The following is a 2,212-nucleotide window of genomic DNA, read 5'->3' on the forward strand; positions in this document are numbered from 1 at the left end:
CTCGCAGGCGCAGAGGATGCGCAAGGGTGCGAAGGCATGGAGGGGTCGCGGGCTGGCTCAGGGGCGCCCCTTTTGTGTGCCAGCTTGGTCCGTCGCAGTCGACGCTTGCCGTAAATTCGACAGGCGCCCTGCCCCCCACCTGCCCTATGCGCCGCCGCCGCGGTGGCGAACGCCTCACTCGTGCCGCAGCGCCTCGATGGGCAGCAGCGCAGCAGCGCGCCGCGCCGGATAAAAACCGAAGAACACACCCACCGCGGCCGAAAAGCCGACCGCAAGCACGATGGCGCTTGCGCTCATCACGACCTGCCAGCCGGCAAACGCCGCCACGGCAGCTGTCACTCCGGCGCCGAGCAGCACGCCGATCGCGCCGCCCGCCAGCGACAGGCTCACCGCCTCGATCAGGAACTGCGCCAGGATGTCGCGGCTTCTCGCACCGACGGCCCGGCGCAGGCCGATCTCGCGGGTGCGCTCGGTCACGCTGACCAGCATGATGTTCATGATGCCGATGCCGCCGACCAGCAGGCTCACGCCGGCCACCGCCGCGAGCAGCAGGGCCAGCACACGGCCGGTTTCCTCCTGCGCCTGCATCACTTCGGTGAGGTTGCGCACGTTGAAATCGTCGTCTTTGCCGGGCTCCAGCCGGTGGCGCTGGCGCATCAGCGAACGGATGCCGGCCTCGGCCGCCGCCATGCTCATGCCTTCGTGCACCTTGACGCTGACGACGTACACCCGCTTGACCGGCCCGCCCAGCCAGCTGTTGATGCGATTGCGGAAGGTCGAGATCGGCATCATCAGCGTGTCGTCCTGGTCTTCGCCCTGGGCGTTCTGGCCTTTGCGGGACAGCACGCCGATCACGGTGAGCGGGACTTGCCGCACGCGGATCACGCGGTCGAGCGGATCTTCGGCGCCGAACAGTTCGCGCGCCACCGTATCGCCGAGGATCACCACCTTGCCCGAGCCGGCCAGCTCGGCGGCATCGAAATCGCGCCCCTTCGCCAGCGGCCAGTTGCGCGAGACCAGATAGTCGGGCGTCGTTCCGACGGCGCGCGTGGCCCAGTTGACGTTGCCCGACACCACCTGCACCGTGCCATGCAGCGAGGGCGCCGCCACCATGACTTCGGGAATCTCCGCGGCGATCGCCTGCGCGTCGGCCTCGGTCAGCCGCTGGCCGCTGGAAGCGCCCAGCCGCAGGCCCGACGCCGACACCGCGCCGGGCAGCACCAGCATCAGGTTGCTGCCCAGCGCCTTGATCTGCTCGGCAATGCGCTGCTGCGCGCCGTTGCCGATGGCCAGCGTGGTGATCACCGCGGCCACGCCGATCATCACGCCGAGCATGGTGAGCACGCTGCGCATCGGGTTGGCGGTGAGGGCGCGCCAGGCGGAGCGCAGGGCGGCGAAGGCGTTCATGCCGGCTGCCTCGGTGCCGGCGCATACGGCGACGCTGGCTGCCGCGCATCCTCCACCACTCTCCCATCGCGAAACACGATCCGCCTTCGCGCCCAGGCGGCGATGTCGGCCTCGTGCGTCACCAGGATCACGGTGATGCCGCTCTCGTTCAAGCCCGCGAGCAGCCGCATCACTTCTTCCGAGGTGGCGCTGTCGAGCGCGCCTGTGGGCTCGTCGGCCAGGATCAGCTGCGGCCGGTTGACCAGCGCACGGGCAATCGCCACGCGCTGCTGCTGGCCGCCCGACAGCTCGGCGGGCGTGTGGCCGGCGCGCTCCTGAAGGCCGACCTCGCGCAGGCAGTCGAGTGCGCGCGCTTGGCGCTCCCGGGCCGCCACGCCGGCATAAACCAGCGGCAGCTCGACGTTTTCGCGCGCCGAGGTGCGGGGCAGCAGATTGAACTGCTGGAACACGAAGCCGATGCGGCGGTTGCGCAGGGCGGCCAGCGCGTCGCCCGACAAGCCATCGACCGGCTCGCCGTCCAGGCGCAGGCTGCCGCTCGTGGGCTGGTCGAGGCAGCCGAGCAGGTTCATCAGCGTGCTCTTGCCCGACCCCGAAGCGCCCATGATGGCGACGAACTCGCCGGCGTCGATGTCGAGCGACACACCGCGCAGCGCATGCACCTCGCCCGCGGCGCTGCCGCTGCGGTAGGTCTTGACGAGGTCACGCGCCTCGATGAGCGCCATCGGCCAGCCCTTGTGCCCGGATCAGAACGGCCCGCGCGGGCCGCGTCGCGCAGGCGCCGAGCCGGTGCCCGCGCCCTCCACGC

The 2,212-nt window shown here is 70.7% G+C and carries 2 protein-coding genes; both read right to left on the reverse strand.

What is annotated here, in order from left to right; translation table 11 throughout:
* Positions 1-174 precede the first annotated feature (174 nt).
* Positions 175-1,407: an ABC transporter permease gene (locus H0W38_RS21325; protein WP_292457978.1), complete on the reverse strand. Its 1,233-nt coding sequence runs from the start codon at positions 1,405-1,407 to the stop codon at positions 175-177.
* Positions 1,404-2,129 carry an ABC transporter ATP-binding protein gene (locus H0W38_RS21330; RefSeq protein ID WP_292457981.1) on the reverse strand — a complete coding sequence of 242 codons (726 nt, stop codon included), beginning with the start codon at positions 2,127-2,129 and terminating at the stop codon, positions 1,404-1,406. The genes H0W38_RS21325 and H0W38_RS21330 overlap by 4 nt, the downstream gene beginning before the upstream one ends.
* Between the last annotated feature and the right edge of the window lie 83 nt (positions 2,130-2,212).

This window comes from Methylibium sp., from assembly GCF_013817365.1.
Classification (GTDB): Bacteria; Pseudomonadota; Gammaproteobacteria; order Burkholderiales; family Burkholderiaceae_C; genus Methylibium.

Coding starts and splice junctions, on each gene's coding strand:
- H0W38_RS21330 (WP_292457981.1), bottom strand. CDS start 2,129: ATGGCGCTCATCGAGGCGCGTGACCTCGTCAAGACCTACCGCAGCGGC.
- H0W38_RS21325 (WP_292457978.1), bottom strand. CDS start 1,407: ATGAACGCCTTCGCCGCCCTGCGCTCCGCCTGGCGCGCCCTCACCGCC.